This window comes from Gilvimarinus sp. 1_MG-2023 (genome assembly GCF_030548285.1).
The window spans coordinates 1-268 of sequence record NZ_JAUOSC010001076.1 but is presented as its reverse complement, the minus strand read 5'-3'; the positions used below and the strand labels follow the sequence as shown (position 1 = coordinate 268).

The 268-nt window shown below is 58.2% G+C and carries 1 pseudogene; it reads right to left on the bottom strand.

From position 1 onward, the window contains the following. Nucleotides 1–268: pseudogene (locus Q4563_RS20175) on the bottom strand (nitrite/sulfite reductase); the annotation flags it as partial.

The following is a 268-nucleotide window of genomic DNA, read 5'->3' as shown; positions in this document are numbered from 1 at the left end:
CTGCTCGGCGGTAACATCGCCGGGTGGCGTGCCTTTCTGCTTCAGGGTCAGGGTGACTACTGCGTAACCAGACTGTTTGTGTGCCCGGACGTTACGGCCAAGCCAACGAACAAAGGCCGGGTTTTCCGCTTTGGCAGTTTCCAGTTCGGCCGGGTTGTTATCCAGTGTGGCGTAAGCGGGGTCAACAAAGTGTTTTTTGACTCGCTCCAGCTCTGCGCTGGTCAGCCTGGCGGCAGAATCCTTGATACGGTTCCATTCCGCCTCGACC